This window comes from Terrabacter sp. Ter38 (assembly GCF_024519435.1).
Taxonomy (GTDB): Bacteria; Actinomycetota; Actinomycetes; order Actinomycetales; family Dermatophilaceae; genus Terrabacter.
On sequence record NZ_JALJRZ010000010.1, the window covers coordinates 115944 to 132907 of the forward strand.

Here is a 16964-nt window from a genome sequence, read left to right on the forward strand (position 1 = left end):
GTCCGGGACCGAGGACGAGCGGTCGGGCCCGGGGGCACCCGCGCCGGGCGGACGGCATACGTGGGCCACCCGGGGTGGGGTCGTGTGTCGGAGCCATCCGGGGTGGGTGGTCGTGACGAAGATGGGGTGTGACCGACTGGACCTATCGCCTCGTCATCCGCGCTGCCCTCGGGGTCTTCGCGGCGCTCGGCCTGCGCATCGACGTGCGGGGAGCGGAGCACCTGCCGCGCCAGGGCGGCGCGGTCCTCGCCGGCAACCACGTGGGCTTCCTCGACTTCCTCTTCGTCGGTCTCGTCGGACGGCAGCGGGGACGGTTCGTCCGGTTCCTCGCCAAGCAGGGCGTCTTCACCCCACCGGTCGTCGGGCCGGCGATGCAGGCGATGGGTCACGTGGCCGTGGACCGCCTGCACGGTGAGGTCGCGCTGCGCCACGCTGTCGCCAGGGCCGGCGCCGGGGAGGTCGTCGGGGTCTTCCCCGAGGCCACGATCTCGCACTCGTGGGAGCTGCGGCCGCTCCGTCCCGGTGCGGCCGCCGTCGCGACGTGGTGCCAGGTGCCGCTCGTCCCGGTGGCCGTCTGGGGCAGCCAGCGGATCCTGACGGTGGGCGGCCGGTTCAGCCTCCGACGTGGCACGGCTGTCACCATCGTCGTCGGCGAGCCGCTGACTCCCGCCCCCGATGCCGAGCCGTATGCCGTCTCCGAGCAGCTGCGGGAGCGCCTGCAGGCCGTTCTCACCCAGGCCATGGACGCCTACCCCGACCGCCCCCGCGACGATGCCGACCGCTGGTGGCTCCCCGCCTCCCGTGGCGGCAGCGCGCCCGGTCTCGCGGAAGGCCTGCGCCTCGACGAGGAGGGGATGCGTCAGGCAGACCTCGCCGCCGAGGCGCGGATCCAGCGGTCCCGCAAGGGCGCCCGTCTCACGCCCCTTCGACGCGGTCGCATCGCGACGGGGCGGGCTCACGCGTCACGGTCGGCGATCCGCGACAGCGCCTCGTAGTCCGCCCGGTCCCTGGCCGAATCCTGCTCGTCGTCCATGCGCGGCCGGCTCTTGTCCTCGAGAGGCGTGTGCTGCCGACCGCTTCCGCCACGAGCAGCGTCCAGTGGGGAAGGTCGTCGCCGGTCTCAGTAGCTCATGCCCATCACCGCCCGCACGGTCGCCAGGGTCCGCTCCGCCACCGCGTTGGCCCGCGCGTTTCCCTCGTGCAGCACCGACGTGAGGTATGCCGGGTCGCGCGCGAGGTCGGACCGCCGCGCCCGGTGGCCGGCGAGGGACTCGTTGACAGCGTCGGTGACGACACGCTTGAGCGCCTGGGCGCCGCCGTCGCCGACTCGATCAGCCACCGACTCCGGCGCCTCGTCGAGGAACAGTCCGGCGATCGTCAGCAGGTTGGCCACGGCGGGACGATCCTTGGGGTCGAAGGTGATCCGGCGCTCCGAGTCGGTTCGCGCGGCCCGGACCCGGGCGGCCGTCTCGTCGGCGGTGTCGCGCAGGTTGACGACGTTGCCCTTGCTCTTGCTCATCTTCGTGCCGTCCGTGCCGAGGAGCAGCGGAACCTCGCTGAGCAGGGCCTCGGGCTCCGCGAACACGCTGTGCCCTGCGGCATACCGCTGGTTGAAGCGGCGCGCGATGGCGCGGGTCTGCTCGAGGTGTGGCAGCTGGTCGCGGCCGACCGGCACGATCCTGCTGTGGCAGAAGAGGATGTCGGCCGCCTGGTGCACCGGGTAGGTGAGCAGCAGACCTGACAGCGGCCGCCCGTAGGACAGTGCGAGCTCGTCCTTGACCGTCGGGTTGCGGCGGAGCTCCGCGTCCGTGACGAGGGACAGGAACGGCAGCATGAGCTGGTTGAGGGCCGGCACCGCGCTGTGCGTGAAGATCGTCGTCCGGTCCGGGTCGAGGCCGGCGGCGAGGTAGTCGAGGACGAGTCCCTGGACGTTGGCCCCCATCTCGCCGACCGAGTCGCGGTCGGTGATGACCTGGTAGTCGGCAATGACGACGAAGGTCTCGACTCCCTTGTCCTGCAGCCTGACCCGGTTGCGCAGGCTGGCGAGGTAGTGGCCGATGTGGAGCGGCCCGGTGGGACGGTCACCCGTCAGCATCCGGAAACGAGCGGCACCCTCGGTGCTGTTGCCGTCGCTTCCGGCGGCGTGCTGGTCGATGAGCGCGTCGAGGACGGCGCTGCGCTCCAGCGCCACGGCATACGTCGCGCTCTCGTCGGTGTCGCCCGAGCCGAGCGGAGCGTCGGGGCGGGTCGGGCTGCTGGTCATGCTGCTGGTCATGCTGCTGGTCATGGTCTCTCCTCGTGTGGTGGGTGCCCACAGGAGAGACCTCGCCACACGTCCTGGACATGCGAGGAGCCGCCCGTGGGCGGCTCCGGATCTCGGGTTGGTTCGACGGGCCGCCTCAGATGGGCAGCCACCACGCGCGGATCGGTGCGACGGTCGAACTCATGTCAGTGAGGGTACTCACGCCCCGGAGGGCTGTCGAACGCCGGGATGTCGGCCCGAACGCTCCTACGCTGGGCCGGTGCCTGATGCCCAGCCCTCCCGGACCGAGCTGCTCGACCAGCTCGCCGCGCTGACCGACCTGCCCGACGTGCGCGCCCGCGCCGACGCGGCGCGGGAGGCCTGCACGGCGCTCCGCTTCCACGAGGCCCTGCGCCGGCGCATCCCCGAGGCCTCCGCCGAGTCCCGGGTGCGCGGCGCCCAGGCGAGCGCGGCCCTCGACGGCGCCGAGTTCCCCGTCGACCTCGTGCGCGAGCTGATGAGTGGCGCGCGCGACTGGCCCGACGACCTCGACCCCGGTCTGCGCACCCTCAAGGGCGCCGTCTCGGCCACCGCGGAGAGCGAGCGCGTCGCCGCGCTCGTGCGCACCGCACCGCTCCAGGCGCTGGCTCGACTCCACGTCGCCGCCGCGTCGCCGGTCGTGGGTGGTGACGCCCTCGGCCGTCCGCGCATCGGTGACGAGGGATGCACCGAGCTCGTCGACCTCGGGCCGGCGCCGGCACCGACCGTCGTCGCCGCGCGCCTCGCGTCCCTCTCCGACGTCATCGTCGCCGCGGCCGGCAGCAACCGCGTCCCGGCGTCCGTGGTCGCCGCGCTCGTGCACGCAGAGATCGCCGCGATCCGCCCGTTCGTCCACGGCAACGGGCTCGTGGCGCGGGCCATGGAGCGCGCGCTCGTCCAGGCCCTCGGGCTCGACCCGACCGGAGTCGCCGTCCCCGAAGCCGGCCACGTGGCCAACGGTGGGCCGGCCTACCTCGGTGCGCTGACGGCATACGCCCAGGGTGGCGCCGCAGGCGTCGGCCTCTGGCTCGCCCAGGCGGGGGAGGCCATGGTCCGCGGGGCTTCGGAGGGGGAGCGGATCAGCGACGCGGTGCGCGCTGGTCGACTCAGCTGACCACCACATGAGCCACCTGAGCCCTGGCTGACAGCCCGGAAGCGGCGATTCGTGCGGGATGTCCACAGGGGTGGACAGTTTCTTGGTGCTGCGGCGACGAGGGGGGTGTCGCCACGCCGACGTCGTGGAGTAGAACGGACTCAGGAACCACATCGCCGAGAGGCGTAGATCCGGATCCACGCAGAACAGATGTCTCGAGAAGAGGCCGAGTACCCACGCGAGAGCAGTTCCCTTGGAACAGTCCACCCCCGGGCGCACAACCGGGGCGACACTATCGAGAATGCACGCCTGGTAGCCCGGAGCTTCTCTGGAGGCCCTCCGACCGTTGGTCGGGGGGCCTCCGCCTCGTGTGGGACGTTCTGTCGTCGCCTGCGGATCTCAACGTTCCTGTTTGTGTCGTGACAAATCAGGAGAAATCACTGCGTGTCGTGACTTCTCGGTTTGCAATCCTCAGGACTAACGTCCAGCATTGTTGGTGGTGCTCCCCGCATGGGTTCGAGCGCCGACGCGATCTGGCCCCTCCCCCCCGGTGCCAGTCTCGTGAGGTGGCCTTCGTCTTCCCCCGGACGAAGGCCACCACTCTTTTCGGGGCCAGCGTGTGCCCGGGTTCGTGCGGCTGCGTCGGCTTTTCCACACCCCCGTGCGCGTGGGGACGGGTATCCACCGGCTTGGGTATGCCGCTGGGCCGGCTCCGCCCGGTGCGTGACGGTGGGCGCATGGGAAACGTCATCGCCTTCGTTCCGGCCTCTGGTGGGGTCGGGTCCTCAACCCTCGCGGCCGCCGTTGCCGTGCGCGCCGCCGCGGCCGCGCGCTCGGTCGTGGCCGTCGATCTCGACCGCGTCTCAGGGTCTCTCGACGTCGTCTTCGGCCTCGAGCAGGAGCCGGGGTGGCGCTGGCCGGAGCTGGCCGACGTCGCGGGCGTCGTGGACGGGCTCGGGCTGGCCGACGAGCTCCCGGTCTCGTGCGGTGTGCCCGTGCTCTCGGGGAGCGGCGGCTCGGGCTGGGTCGCACCGCTCGACGAGGAGGGCGACGGCTGGGTGCAGAGCCTGCCCGACGTCGTGGCCGGCCTGGCCGACGCGCACGACCTGACGGTCCTCGACCTGTCCCGAGACCCGTCCGTCCTGGCCCGCGTCGGCCTGCTCGTCGACGCGGTCGTCGTCGTGTCCGGCACCCAGGTGCCGCAGCTCGCGGCCACCTCCGCGGTCGTGTCGGGCGTGCGCGGCCTGCTCGGACGTCTGCGTGACACCGGGCAGGCGTGGGAGCGCAAGCCGCTGCTGCCCATCGAGCCCTGGGTGGTCCTGCGCGGAGGCCGCATCGAGCCCGACCTCGAGGACCTCGTCATGGATGGGCTCGACGTGCCGCTCGTGGCCACGGTCGGCGACGACCGGCGCCTCGTCGCCGAGGTGGCCGAGGGGCTGCCGCCGGGTGCGCGAGGGCGTGGCGAGGTCGTGCGTGCCGCCGACGAGCTGCTGCTGCGTCTCACCGACCAGGCGGTCGCTGCATGAGCGTCCAGTCACGGCCCGGCGGGTCGCTGACGCCGGCGGTGTGGCAGCGCGTCCGTGACGGCATCGGTCCCGACGGCGCAGCGGTGGCCGAGGTGGCGACCCAGGAGCGTGGGGCGCTCGGAGCACACCGCGTCGCCGAGACCCGGTCGGCGCTGGCCTCGCGGGTGCTCGGCGCCGGACCGCTCGACCCCTGGCTCGCCGAGCCGGGCGTCACCGACATCGCCGTCAACGGCGACGGACGCATCTGGGTCGACCGCGGTCACGGCATGGAGTGGGTGGGCGAGCGACTCGATGCCGACGACGCACGGGGTCTCGCCGTCCGACTGGCCGGCATCGCGGGGCGCCGCCTCGACGAGGCCAGTCCCTGGGTCGACGGGCAGCTCCCGTCCGGCGCTCGCCTCCACGCGATGCTGCCGCCGCTCGTCGACGTTGGCCCGCACATCACGATCCGGGTTCCGCCCGGGGAGCCGGTGTCCCTGACCGAGCTGTGCGGACGCGCGATGCTGCCCCCGGAGTGGCTGCCCGTGCTGCGCGCCCTGGTCGCCCGGCGGCTCGCGTTCGTCGTCTCCGGCGGCACGGGGGCGGGCAAGACCACCCTCCTGGCGGCGCTGCTCGGCTGCAGCGACCCGGTCGAGCGGCTGCTCGTCGTCGAGGACGTCCGCGAGCTGACGGTCGACCACCCGCACCTCATCCGGCTCGAGGCACGACCGGCCAACGTCGAAGGCGCAGGCGAGGTCACGTTGACGACGCTCGTACGGCAGGCGCTGCGCATGCGTCCGGACCGGATCGTCGTCGGCGAGGTTCGTGGGGCCGAGGTCCGGGAACTGCTGGCCGCGCTCAACACCGGCCATGAGGGCGGGTGCGGCACGGTCCACGCCAACGCCCCGGCCGACGTCGTGGCCCGGTTCGAGGCGCTCGGTGCCTTGGCGAACCTGGGGCCTGAAGCGGTCCGCGCCCAGCTGGCGGCCGCCATCGACGTCGTCGTGCACGTGACACGCGACCGCGCAGGCCGGCGCGTCGCCTCGGTGGCGGCGCTGTTCCGCCGCGACGGCAACCCCTGCATCGTGCCCGCGCTCGAGTGGGACGGCCCCGGTCAGGAGCCTCGATGCGGTCCGGCGTGGTCAGCGCTCGCGGGTCGGCTCGGGCTGGAGTCGGAGCTCGTTCGCCCGACCCCGGCGACTCCGGCACCAGCTCTGACCCCGACCGCGGCCCCGACCGCGGCCCCGGCCACATCGACCGCCTCGGCCCCACCGGCCGCCTCTGCCCCACCGACCGCCTCTGCCCCACCGGCCGCCTCGACCCCACCGGCGGCCTCGGTCACGGCCTCGATCGCGGAGGCGTCGTGAACGCCGGCGCCGTCGGGGCGCTCGCTGCGGTCCTGCTCGGTCTGGCCGTGCTCGTGTGGCCGGGCGGGGTGTCCGCTCGGGCAACCACGGTGAACATCTGGGGCCGTGAGTCCCCGGTAGGTGAGGAGGGCGCCGGGCTCTCCGGGGGCTCGGCTGGCGGGCCCGGTGGTGGGCCGGGGCGGCGCACCGCTCTCGGCCCGGCCGCCCAGGGGTTCGCAGCGGGCGAAGGTGGAGCAAGCCTGTGGCAGCAGGACCCGGTCGACCTCTACCGTCGCTGGCGTCTTCGCCAGCGGCCGGGAGGGCTGGTCGACGACGTCCTCGACCTGCTGCGCGGCATCGGTCCGGCTCTCGGGGCCGGTCTGACACCGAGCCGCGCCATCGAGCTCGCGGCGACCTCGACGCTCGGTGCCGAGCGGGTCCAGCTGGCCCGCCGGGACCATGCCCGACAGGCCCCACGGTCTCGGGCGCGCAGCAGCCGGCATACAGCCTCGGGCGCGGGTACCGGCCGGCCCTGGTCGTCCGGCGGAACCGCCCGCCGCGATGAGCGGCCGACCGCCGACATCGACCGGCTCGTCGGCAGCCTTCTCGACGCGAGCGACCGTGCCGAGCCGACCTCGCCGGTCTGGGCCGAATGGGCCGCTCGCAGTGCATCTCCCGATCTGGCGCTCGTCGCGGCTGCCTGGCGCCTGTCCGAGACCACCGGCGCTCCGCTCGCCTTCGCGGTCGACCGTGCGGTGGGTGGGCTCCTCGACGCTCGCACCCGTCGGGGCAAGGTCGCGGTCGCCGTGGCCGGGCCCCGTGCCACGGTCACCGTCCTGACCCTCCTGCCGCTGACCGGCCCGATCTTCGGGCTGGCCTGCGGCATCGACCCGGCGACGCTCTACCTCGGGTCGCCGATCGCGACCGTCTCTGTCGTGGCCGGACTGCTCCTCGTCTGGGCCGGTCGGGTCTGGTGCTCCCGGATGGTCCGGCGGGCGGTGCGAGCATGACCGCACTCGTCGCTGCTCCTTCCGTCGCGACTGTCGTCGCTACCGCCGTCGCCGAGGCGATCGCCGAAGCCGGCGCCCTCACCGACGTGGTGCGCAACGCGCCTCTTCTCGGACTCACCGCAGGCTGCCTGGCTGCAGGGTCGGTGCTCGTCCTCCTCGGAGGTCGCGGTGACCGGGCCGCCCCTGGCCACGAGACATCGGGCGTCCCGGTCGGCTCGAGTCCGACAGACCCGAGGGCCCCCACAGCGCCCACGCACTCGACCGGTTCGACGGGCTCGCCGGGTTCGACCGGCTCGACCGGCTCGACCGGCTCGACCGGCTCGACCTCCGCGACCCGCTCCACCGACCCGACCGGTTCGACCCACCCGACCCGTCCGGCCTCCGCGGTTGGCTCGACGGATCGCTCGCCGGCCGCGGACAGCGGCGGCTTGCTGCCGGCTCCGGCCGGCAGCAAGAAGGACGACGGGAGACGGGTCACCGACGCCGAGGTGTCCTCTGCCCTCGCACTGCTGGCCCTGGCCTACCGGTCGGGTCTGCCGACCTGGGACGTGCTCGAGGCGGTGGCCACGGGGCTGACCGGGCGCGCGTCCACAGACCTGCGGCAGGTCGCGGCTGCCCTGAGGTGGGGAGCGACCGAGGCTGACGCCTGGGCCTCCGTCGGGCACGCGTGGTCGCCAGCCGCGCGCGCCGTGGCCATCGCCCACCAGGCAGGCGTGCCTCCCGGCGCGATGCTGCTCGCAGCCTCGGACGACCTGCACTCCGCTGAGCTCGAACGCCTGGAGGTCTCGGCGGCCAAGGTCGGCGTCCGCCTCGTCGCGCCGCTCGGTCTCGTGCTGCTCCCGGCGTTCTGCCTGACCACGGTGGCGCCACTCGTCATCGCTCTCGCGGGCAGCCTGCTCGCTGCCTGACGGAGCTCACCCCATCCCTCCACCAGGGGACACAGCGTCCCGGGCACCCCGTCCGGGCGAGGAGAGGAGAACCCATGACCCATCAGCTGATCCGACGACTCACCCGTCGCCGGGTGATCCCGGGACGCCGCGACCGCGGGATGACGACTGCGGAGTACGCCGTCGGCATCATGGCGGCCTGCACCTTCGCGCTCGTGCTGCTCGGAGTCGTCAAGTCCGACGCGGTGCGAGGAGCCCTGGCCGGCATCGTGCAGAGCGCCCTCGGGATCGCGGGGTGAGGTCGCGACGCCCTCGACCCGCACCGGATCGGGAGCGCGGGATGGTGACGGCGGAGCTCGCCGTCGCCATCCCGTCGGTCGTGCTCCTCCTCGGCTTCTGCCTCGTCGCGATCAACGCCGCCGTCGACCAGATCCGGTGCGTCGACGCTGCCCGGGTCGCCGCACGGGCAGCGGCCCGTGGTGACGACTCGGGACGGGTCCGTGCCCTTGCCGCCGAGACGGCGCCGACGGGCGCTCGCGTGCAGATCTCCGGCGTCGGTGGGGGAGTCCGGGTCGTCGTCTCGGCACGCACCGGCGGCTGGGGTCTGCTGCCCGGCTGGGAGCTCAGCGCCGCAGCCGTGACGCCCGTCGAGTCAGCGTCATGACGACTCCCCACGTCCGTCCATCCCTGCGACCGGTCCCGCCCTCCGAGGTGCCGCGGACCCAGCTGGGGCAGACATGGCACACCCCGCAGGCACGGCCGAGCGTCCCGTCCTGTCCGACTGTGCCGATCGTGCCGACACGTCCGACAGGCGAGCGGGGCGCAGCGAGCATCCTCGCCCTGTCGGTCGTGGCCGTGGTGCTGGTCCTCACCATGGGCGGTCTCGTGGTGGCGTCCGTGGTGGTCGCCAGCCACCGGGCTCGGGTCGCCGCCGACCTCGGCTCCCTGGCCGCCGCATCGGCGATGCAGGACGGTGCGGACTCGGCTCAGGCGTGTACGGTGGCGCAACAGGTGGTTCGGGCGAACGATGCTGCGACACAGTCGTGTTCGTCGTTGGGAGCAGACGTCGATCTGCGTGTCACGGTCCGGGCCCGGTTGTGGCCCGCGCCTGCAAAGGCCCGCGCCCGTGCGGGTCCCCAACGCTGACGGCCCGACGGCTGACGTGCGGCACGATGACGGCAGAAGCCTGACGGCCGAACGACGACGGTCAGACGCCGACGGTCGGACGTCAGCGGTTCTGCCAGGCGTCCGGGGCGGCGAGCAGCTGTCGCACCCGGTCCGGTAGGTCGCCGGTGCGGAGATCCTCGAGGGAGGTGTCGTCGAGCACCTCGCGCAGGCTCGCACGGACGGCCACCCAGAGGCTCGGCAGGTGGGTTGCGACACCTTGGTACTCGGTCTCGTGCGGTCGCAGCCCGCGCACCTCGGCGAGCGGACCGTCGACGGCCCGGAAGACGTCGCCGACGCTGATCTCCCCGCGCGGCCGCCCCAGGACATAGCCGCCGCGAGCACCGCGACGGCTCAGCACGAGGTTGCCGCGGCGAAGGTCGGCGAAGATCGCCTCGAGGAACTTGCGCGGCAGCTCCTGCCGGGTCGAGAGGCTGTCGATGCTGATCGGGCCCGAGCCCTCCGCGTCCGCCTCGGCGAGGATGAGCATCGCGCGGACCGCGTAGTCGACTCGTGCCGAGATGTCCACGCATGCAGTCTGCCGCACCAGCGGTGACCTCCGCTCCAATCGGCTCGACCTGCGACGTGGCGCCGGCGTCCGGAACCGCGGCAGGACGACAGCTGGCTGTGACGGGGTGCGCACTCGATGGTCACGACGGGCCGGGTGTGACTGAGGCGGCGAGGTGTCGTCCCCTCGCCGCCTCAGTTCACTCGGTGACCCGAGCCGCCCGCCCACGCCGCTCGGCGACACGAGGGGCTTCACGGCATACGTTATGCCGTCGTTCACGCCCGTGCGAGATCTGTCCCACGTTGGCCCAGCGGAGCTGGACGTCCGGGCGTCAGATCGCGAGGGCCGGGTCGTGGTCGACGACGCTCGATCGCCCGACGGCGCGGGCGTGGATCGTCTCCCCCTCGCGCAGCTGCAGCTCGGCGGCGTCCCGCCGGGTGATCTGCGCCGCGAACCGCTCGCCAGAGTCAGCGCGCAGGTCGACCCTGACCTCGAAGCCGAGGGGCACGACGCGCTCGACGACGGCGTCGATGACGCCGGGGGAGTCGGGCACCTTGGCGTCGAGGGCGAGAGCCGTCGCGCGGTCGCGCTCGAGAGCGATGTCGTGTGGACGCACGAGCTGGCCGCCGAGGTGCGCCACCGAGCCGAGGAAGCTCATGACGAAGTCGTTGGCGGGGCGCTCGTAGAGCGTGACGGGATCGCCGACCTGCTCGATGCGTCCCTGGTTGAGTACGGCGATGCGGTCTGCGACGTCGAGCGCCTCCTCCTGGTCGTGCGTCACGAGCACCGTCGTCACGTGCACCTCGTCGTGCAGCCGGCGCAGCCACTGACGCAGGTCGGTGCGCACCTTCGCGTCGAGGGCGCCGAACGGTTCGTCGAGCAGCAGCACCTGCGGGTCGACCGCGAGGGCCCGGGCGAGCGCCATCCGCTGGCGCTGTCCGCCGGAGAGCTGCGCCGGATAGCGGTGCTGGAAGCCGTCGAGCCCGACGATCTCGAGCAGCTCGTCGACCTTCTTGGCCGTCTCGGCCTTGGGGCGCTTGCGGATGGTCAGTCCGAAGGCGACGTTGTCGCGGACCGTCATGTGCTTGAAGGCGGCGTAGTGCTGGAAGACGAAGCCGATGCCGCGTCGCTGCGGGGGCTCGTCCGTGACGTCGCGCCCCTCGATCGTCACGGTGCCGGAGTCGAGCTCCTCGAGACCGGCGATCGAGCGCAGCAGCGTCGACTTGCCGGAGCCGCTCGGCCCGAGCAGCGCGGTGAGCGAGCCGCTGGGGATGTCGAGGCTGACGTCGTCGAGAGCAGCGAACGCGCCGTACTGCTTCCGGGCGCTGGTCACGGTGATCATCGGTCGCTCCTCTTGCGGTCGAGCAGGGTCATGAGCAGCAGCACGACGAGCGCGATGCCCATGAGCAGGGTGGCGGCGGCATACGCGCCGTAGGTGTTGTGGTCGTCGATGTAGCGGGAGTGCACGAGGAGCGTCAGGGTCTGCGAGACCCCGGGAAAACCGGAGCTCACCATGATGACCGCGCCGAACTCGCCGAGGGCCCGCGCCACCGTCAGCACGACGCCGTAGGTCAGGCCCCACCGGATGGCGGGGAGGGTGATGCGCCAGAACGTCTGCCACCCGTTGGCCCCGAGCGTCGAGGCCGCCTGCTCCTGCTCCTGGCCGATCTCGTGCAGCACCGGCTCGACCTCGCGCACGACGAACGGCAGGGTCACGAAGATCGTCGCGAGCACCATCCCCGGGATGCCGAAGATGACCTGGAAGCCGGCCCGGTCGAGCGCACCGAACCACCCGTTGACACCCCACAGCATGATGAGGGAGACGCCGACGACGATCGGCGAGACGGCGAACGGCAGGTCGACGACGGCCTGCAGCAGCCCTCGTCCGCGGAAGCGTCCCCGCACGAGGGCCAGGGCGGTCGCGACGCCGAAGACGACGTTGACCGGCACGGTGATCGCCACGATGAGCAGCGACAGGTTGAGCGCCGACTTCGCCGCGGGTGTCGAGATCGAGGCGATGAACTCCGAGAGCCCCGGCTCGAACGTGCGCCAGAGGATGACGCCGATCGGCACGCCGAGCAGGACGAAGAGGTAGCCGAGCGCGACGACGCGCAGGGAAAGGCGGGTGCCCCGGGAGACCCTCATGCGTCACGCTCCTCGCGCCGCTGGCTGCGGCTCGACACGACGCGCAGGAGCAGGAGCGTGACGAACGCGATGGCGAGCAGCGCGACCGAGACCGCGGCCGCGTTGAGCGGGCGGTCGATCTCGATCTGCTGCTGGATGTACTGCGAGGTCACCTGGGTCTCGCGCGGGATGTTGCCGCCGATGAGCACCACCGAGCCGTACTCGCCGATGGCGCGGGCGAAGGCGAGTCCGGTGCCGCTGAGGATCGCCGGCGCCAGGGTCGGCAGCACGATGCGGCGGAACGTCGTCCCGGTCGTGGCTCCGAGCGAGGCCGCGGCCTCCTCGACCTCGCGATCGGCCTCGATGAGGACGGGCTGCACCGAGCGGACGACGAACGGCAGGGTGACGAAGAGCAGCGCGACGACGAGCCCCCAGCGCGTCGCGTTGAGCTCGACCCCGATGGGGCTGTTGGGCCCGTAGAGGGAGAGCAGCACGATGCTCGCGACGATCGTCGGCAGCGCGAACGGAAGGTCGATGACGGCATTGACGAAGCGCTTGCCGCGGAACTCGTCCCGGACGAGCACCCAGGCGACGAGCGTCCCGAGGACGGCATTGACGAGCGCCACGACGGCCGAGGCGAGCACGGTCACCCAGAGGGACGCGAGCGCGGCGGGCGCGGTGACGGCCTCCCAGAACCCGGCGAGGCCTTCGTCGAACGCCGCGACGGTCAGCGCCGCGAGCGGCAGCAGGACGATGACGCTGAGCCACAGCGTGACGATGCCGATGCCGAGCGGTCGGCGGAGCCCTCTGAGGCCCTTGCCGTGGCGTGCGGGTCGTGGGGCGCCTCCGGACCCCTCACCCCGGCCGGCGGCGTCGCCGCCACGAGGGCGTACGCCGTCCGACGCGTCCAGGCCCGGACGCGGCGGCAGGGGCGCCGCGTCCGTCTCCGGACGCGTGCCCCTGCGCTGCTGGTCGGTGTCAGACGTCACTGCGTCGCCTGGTCGTAGATCTTGGCGATGTCACCGACGTCCTTCTTGAAGAGCGTGCTGTCGACGGTCTTCCAGCCGCCGAGGTCGGCGATCGTCCAGAGCTTCGCCGGGGCCGGGAACTTCGACGCGTACTCCTGGGCCACCGTCGTGTCGACCGGCCGGAAGCCGGCCTCGGCGAGGAGCTTCTGCGCCGCCGGCGTGTAGAGGTAGTCGTTGAACGCCGTGGCCGTGGCGAGGTTCTTGCTGCCCTTGAGCACGGCGGCCGGGTTCTCGATCTTGAACGTCGTGGGCGGGGTGACGTGCTCGACGGGGTCGCCGTTCTTCTCGACGAAGAGCGCCTCGTTCTCGTAGCTGAGGAGCACGTCGCCGCTGCCCTGGAGGAAGGTCTCGGTGGCCTCGCGGCCCGACTTGGGCTGGACCTTGACGTGGTCCTTGACGAGCGCCGAGACGTAGGCGAGCCCGGCGGCCTTGTCGACGCCGCCGTTGCTCTTGGCGGCGTAGGGGGCCAGGAGGTTCCACTTGGCCGAGCCCGACGAGAACGGGTTGGGCGTGACGACCTCGATGCCGGGCTTGAGCAGGTCGTCCCAGTCCTTGATGCCCTTGGGGTTGCCCTTGCGCACGACGATCGTCACCACGGAGCCGAAAGGAATCCCTTTGTGCTCGTTGGCATTCCAGTTCGGGTCGACGAGGCCGGCGTCGACGAGGCGGGTGATGTCCGGCTCGACCGAGAAGTTGACGAAGTCGGCCTCGGCTCCGGCGGCGACCTTGCGGCTCTGGTCGCCCGAGGCGCCGTAGCTCTGCTGGAACTGCACGCCCTGACCGGCCTTCGTCTTCTGGAAGGCGGGGATGACGACGTCGAAGCCCACCTTCGGGACGGCGTACGCGTAGAGGTTGATGGTGCTCGTCGCGGCGCCGTCGGCGGCCGCGGTGCCCGGACCCGCGGCGGTGTCGCTGGCCCCGCCGCCGGCACACGCGGTCAGACCGAGGGTCGCGGTGACGGCGATGGCGGCGAGGGCGATCGAGGGGCGGCGCATGTCGGGCTCCTGAGGGGTGCGGTCCGGATCGGGGTCGCGCCGCGGGGTGCGGCGGGCCGGGTCGGTCGGCAGCCGACGGGTGGCTGCTTTCCTATCCGTTGCATGGGAGTTTCGAATAGCGATGCGTTACCGGTCAAATAACTCGACATTATGTCTCAGAGTGTGGTCGGCCACCCCAGGGCGAGCATGGTCGGGACGGGGACGCGGCGTCCGGGCGCTCAGTCGCCGGGCGACAGCGAGCGCACGCGCAGCACCGGGCCGACCATCGACGCCGTGGCCACGTCGGTGGGGGCGTCCCCGCTCACGGTCACTCGCGCGCCGGGCTCGACCTCGAGCACCCACCCGGGCGGGAGCAGCAGCTCCCACGTCGTCCCGTCGTCGGCGTCCAGCACGAGAGGCTGCATCTCGACCTCGACCCGGCGCAGCGTCCCACGCACGACGACCGAGGGGGCAGGCCGGCCGGCGGCGCCCCCCGTGATCCCGACCCACGGTCCGGCGCCGGCGCCCGCCGGAGGACCCTGCGCATCGGACGGGCCGGACGGGCCGGACGACCCAGACGGGCCCGGACGCCCCGGACGCCCCGGACGTCCGGGTCCGGTCGGTGGCCGGTTCACGGCGCGCCCCCGGCCCCTGGGCCCGCGTGACGCAGGACGAGGTCGAGCAGGGCCACGGCGCCGCGCTTGTCGAGGGGCTCGTTGCCGTTGCCGCACTTGGGGGACTGGATGCACGACGGGCAGCCTTCCGGGCACTCGCACGAGGCGATGGCGTCGCGGGTCGCGTTGAGCCACGGGCGGATCCGTCGGTAGCCGCGCTCGGCGAAGCCCGCGCCACCGGGGTGCCCGTCGTAGATGAGGATCGTCGGCAGTCCGGTGTCCGGGTGCAGCGCCGTCGACACGCCGCCGATGTCCCAGCGGTCTGCCGTCGCGAAGAGGGGCAGCATCCCGATGGCGGCGTGCTCGGCCGCGTGCGCGGCTCCGGGTATGCCGTCCTCCGCCACCCCGGCCGCCGTGAGGTCTTCGACGGGCATCGTCCACCACACCGCCTTCGTCGCGAGCGACCGCGGCGGCAGGTCGAGGGGGTGCTCGCCGAGCACCTCTCCGCCGGGCAGGCGTCGCAGGAACGAGGTGACCTGGTGACGCACGGTGACGTGGCCGAACGAGCACCGGAGCGGCCCCCACTGCTCGTGCTCGGTCTCGTGGACGATCTGGAAGTCGCTGACCGACTGTGCCTGGGTCGTCCATCCGGGGTCGCCACGCACCGCGAAGGCCGCGTGGTCGTCGAGGTCGAGCTCGGTGACCACCCACGTCTGGCCCTGGTGGAGGTGCACGGCGCCAGTGTGCACCTGAGAGTGGGCGCTCGCGTCGTCGACGGTGCCGACGACGCGCCCGGTGCGGGTCTCGATGATGCGCACGGGCTCGCCGGCACCGCGCAGCGACAGATGGTCGGCGGGCCGGTCCTCGCGCCCCCAGAACCAGCCCCGCGGTCGCTTCTTGAGGATGCCGCGGGCGACGAGCGCGTCGAGGAGGACGCGGGTCTGTGGCCCGAAGATCTCGACGTCGGCCTCGGTCACGGGCAGCTCAGCGGCCGCCGCGGCCAGGTGCGGACCGAGCACGTGCGGGTTGTCGGGGTCGACGACCGTGGCCTCGATGCCGCGGCCGAAGATCGACTCGGGGTGGTGCACGACGAACGTGTCGAGCGGGTCGTCGGCTGCGACGAGCACGGCCAGCGAGCGCTCTCCGGAGCGGCCGGCGCGCCCGGCCTGCTGCCACAGCGACGACAGCGTGCCGGGCCATCCCGCGAGGATCACGGCGTCGAGGCCGCTGACGTCGACGCCGAGCTCGAGGGCGTTGGTGGCCGCGAGGCCGAGCAGCTCCTTCGCGCGGAGAGACCGCTCGAGGTCGCGTCGCTCCTCCGGGAGGTAGCCGCCGCGGTAGGCGGCGACCCGGTGCTCGTCCGTGACGGACACGCGCTCCTTGGCGATGCGCGCCACGACCTCGACCCCGGCGCGGGACCGGGCGAAGGCCACCGTCTGCACGCGCTCGCGCACGCACCCGGCGAGCAGCTCGCCCGTCTCGGTGATGGTGCTGACCCGCGACGGTTGCCCGGTCTCGTCGACGAGCAGCGGGGGCTCCCAGAGTGCGAAGGTCATCGAGGCGCGAGGCGAGCCGTCCCGCGTCAGCGGGGTCACCGGCATACCGAGGAGCCGGGAGGCGTGCTCCTCCGGGTCGGCCACGGTGGCGGACGCGAAGACGAAGGTCGGCTCGGAGCGGTAGCGCGCGGCCACCCGTCGGAGCCGTCGCAGCACCGCTGCCATGTGGGCGCCGAACACGCCCTTGTAGACGTGGCACTCGTCGACGACGACGTAGCGCAGCGCCCGCAGGAACGAGCTCCACCGCTCGTGCCCGGGCAGCAGGGAGTGGTGGAGCAGGTCGGGGTTGGTGAGCACGAGGTTGGCGTGGTCGCGGATCCAGCGCCGCTCGTCGGTGGGGGTGTCGCCGTCGTACGTCGCGGGGCGCACCGCGGGCAGCGCGAGCCGGTCGATGCGGCTCAGCTGGTCGGCGGCGAGCGCCTTGGTGGGGGAGAGGTAGAGCGCGGTGGCGCCGCGGCCGTTGGGTGCGCCCGCCCCGGTGATGATGTCGCTGAGCATCGGCAGGTGGTAGCCGAGGCTCTTTCCGGAGGCCGTGCCCGTGCTGACGACGACGTGATGTCCGGCGTGGGCGGCCTGTGCCACCTCGACCTGGTGCGACCACGGCGCCTCGATGCCGGAGGCGAGCAGTGAGCCGAGGAGCGTCGGGTCGACCCATTCCGGCCAGGCCCCGAGCACGGCGCGGCGAGCCGGCACCTCGTGCACGTGCACGAGCCGCTCGGGACGGTCGCCGACGAGCGTGCGCAGGAGGTCCTCCGGCACGGGTCCCGCGGGCGCTGACTCCCCGTTCATGTGGAGCAACCGTATGCCGTCGGGGTACGGTAACCGACGAGCGGGGCATGTTACTGCGCGGTCGGTCACGCGGGGGGAACGTGAC

At 72.8% G+C, this 16964-nt stretch carries 17 protein-coding genes; 9 read left to right on the forward strand and 8 right to left on the reverse strand.

The window, feature by feature from the left end; translation table 11 throughout:
• The first annotated feature begins 128 nt into the window (after positions 1-128).
• Positions 129-995, forward strand: a complete 867-nt coding sequence (locus tag NR112_RS18545) for a lysophospholipid acyltransferase family protein (RefSeq protein WP_256795769.1) — start codon at positions 129-131, stop codon at positions 993-995.
• Between the two features lie 125 nt (positions 996-1120).
• Here the strand turns inward: NR112_RS18545 and trpS are convergent, their stop codons facing one another.
• Complete coding sequence (trpS, locus tag NR112_RS18550; RefSeq protein ID WP_374513063.1) at positions 1121-2287, reverse strand: tryptophan--tRNA ligase; 1167 nt, start codon at positions 2285-2287, stop codon at positions 1121-1123.
• A gap of 235 nt (positions 2288-2522) precedes the next feature.
• Here trpS and NR112_RS18555 point away from each other — a divergent pair, with 235 nt between their 5' ends.
• The 8 genes from NR112_RS18555 to NR112_RS23215 all read left to right on the forward strand — a co-directional run bounded on the left by NR112_RS18555 (position 2523) and on the right by NR112_RS23215 (position 9268).
• Positions 2523-3395 carry a Fic family protein gene (locus NR112_RS18555; RefSeq protein ID WP_256795770.1) on the forward strand — a complete coding sequence of 291 codons (873 nt, stop codon included), beginning with the start codon at positions 2523-2525 and terminating at the stop codon, positions 3393-3395.
• A 716-nt stretch (positions 3396-4111) separates the two neighbouring features.
• Entirely contained in the window at positions 4112-4900 is a 789-nt protein-coding gene (locus NR112_RS18560; protein ID WP_256795771.1) for a hypothetical protein, read from the forward strand.
• Positions 4897-6246, forward strand: coding sequence for a TadA family conjugal transfer-associated ATPase (locus tag NR112_RS18565; protein ID WP_256795772.1), 1350 nt, complete (start codon positions 4897-4899; stop codon positions 6244-6246). The genes NR112_RS18560 and NR112_RS18565 overlap by 4 nt, the downstream gene beginning before the upstream one ends.
• Positions 6243-7235 (forward strand): type II secretion system F family protein, encoded by a 993-nt coding sequence (locus NR112_RS18570; RefSeq protein ID WP_256795773.1) that lies wholly within the window; start codon positions 6243-6245, stop codon positions 7233-7235. The genes NR112_RS18565 and NR112_RS18570 overlap by 4 nt, the downstream gene beginning before the upstream one ends.
• A complete protein-coding gene (locus tag NR112_RS18575) occupies positions 7232-8143 on the forward strand; it encodes a type II secretion system F family protein (RefSeq protein WP_256795774.1) in 912 nt (303 codons plus the stop codon). Before NR112_RS18570 ends, NR112_RS18575 begins: the two co-directional genes overlap by 4 nt.
• A 74-nt stretch (positions 8144-8217) precedes the next feature.
• Positions 8218-8421, forward strand: coding sequence for a DUF4244 domain-containing protein (locus tag NR112_RS18580; RefSeq protein WP_256795775.1), 204 nt, complete (start codon positions 8218-8220; stop codon positions 8419-8421).
• Between the two features lie 41 nt (positions 8422-8462).
• Entirely contained in the window at positions 8463-8786 is a 324-nt protein-coding gene (locus NR112_RS18585; protein ID WP_256795776.1) for a TadE family type IV pilus minor pilin, read from the forward strand.
• Positions 8783-9268 (forward strand): Rv3654c family TadE-like protein, encoded by a 486-nt coding sequence (locus NR112_RS23215; protein WP_374513071.1) that lies wholly within the window; start codon positions 8783-8785, stop codon positions 9266-9268. The genes NR112_RS18585 and NR112_RS23215 overlap by 4 nt, the downstream gene beginning before the upstream one ends.
• Before the next feature lie 82 nt (positions 9269-9350).
• On the opposite strand, the gene NR112_RS18590 is transcribed toward NR112_RS23215, so the two are convergent.
• The 7 genes from NR112_RS18590 to NR112_RS18620 form a co-directional block, all read right to left on the reverse strand.
• A complete protein-coding gene (locus NR112_RS18590; RefSeq protein WP_256795777.1) occupies positions 9351-9815 on the reverse strand; it encodes an Rrf2 family transcriptional regulator in 465 nt (154 codons plus the stop codon).
• A 310-nt stretch (positions 9816-10125) separates the two neighbouring features.
• Entirely contained in the window at positions 10126-11136 is a 1011-nt protein-coding gene (locus NR112_RS18595; RefSeq protein ID WP_256795778.1) for a sulfate/molybdate ABC transporter ATP-binding protein, read from the reverse strand.
• Complete coding sequence (gene cysW / locus NR112_RS18600; RefSeq protein ID WP_256795779.1) at positions 11133-11939, reverse strand: sulfate ABC transporter permease subunit CysW; 807 nt, start codon at positions 11937-11939, stop codon at positions 11133-11135. Before cysW ends, NR112_RS18595 begins: the two co-directional genes overlap by 4 nt.
• Entirely contained in the window at positions 11936-12907 is a 972-nt protein-coding gene (cysT, locus tag NR112_RS18605) for a sulfate ABC transporter permease subunit CysT (RefSeq protein ID WP_256795780.1), read from the reverse strand. The genes cysW and cysT overlap by 4 nt, the downstream gene beginning before the upstream one ends.
• A complete protein-coding gene (locus tag NR112_RS18610) occupies positions 12904-13941 on the reverse strand; it encodes a sulfate ABC transporter substrate-binding protein (RefSeq protein WP_256795781.1) in 1038 nt (345 codons plus the stop codon). Before NR112_RS18610 ends, cysT begins: the two co-directional genes overlap by 4 nt.
• Positions 13942-14159: 218 nt before the next feature.
• Entirely contained in the window at positions 14160-14378 is a 219-nt protein-coding gene (locus tag NR112_RS18615) for a hypothetical protein (protein WP_256795782.1), read from the reverse strand.
• 173 nt (positions 14379-14551) lie between these two features.
• Entirely contained in the window at positions 14552-16879 is a 2328-nt protein-coding gene (locus NR112_RS18620; RefSeq protein ID WP_256795783.1) for a DEAD/DEAH box helicase, read from the reverse strand.
• Between the last annotated feature and the right edge of the window lie 85 nt (positions 16880-16964).